Consider the following 338-nt stretch of genomic DNA (forward strand, 5'->3'; position numbering starts at 1 on the left):
TAGCCATTACGGTTTTGCCGCACTGGCGATCACCACAATGGTATTACCCTTACTGGCGTGGGCCTGTAACGGCACAGTGCGCAAAGTACCGGCCCTGGCGGGAGAACGTCCATCGCTGTGGAGCGTTGTCGGGCTTATCTGGAAACCAGGGTTAGGTCTGGCACTACAAGGCGTTGGTTTTGCTGTTATCGGGACTTTCGTTTCGCTCTACTTTGCCAGCAAAGGATGGGCGATGGCGGGCTTTACTCTTACCGCGTTTGGCGGCGCATTTGTCGTGATGCGCGTCATGTTTGGCTGGATGCCGGACCGTTTTGGCGGCGTGAAAGTGGCGATTGTCT

The 338-nt window shown here is 56.2% G+C and carries 1 pseudogene; it reads left to right on the forward strand.

The features are described from left to right. A pseudogene (locus SB753_RS35630) lies at positions 1-338 on the forward strand (arabinose transporter); the annotation flags it as partial.

Source organism: Paraburkholderia sp. SIMBA_053, assembly GCF_046534895.1.
In the GTDB taxonomy this organism is placed as follows: Bacteria; Pseudomonadota; Gammaproteobacteria; order Burkholderiales; family Burkholderiaceae; genus Paraburkholderia; species Paraburkholderia caledonica.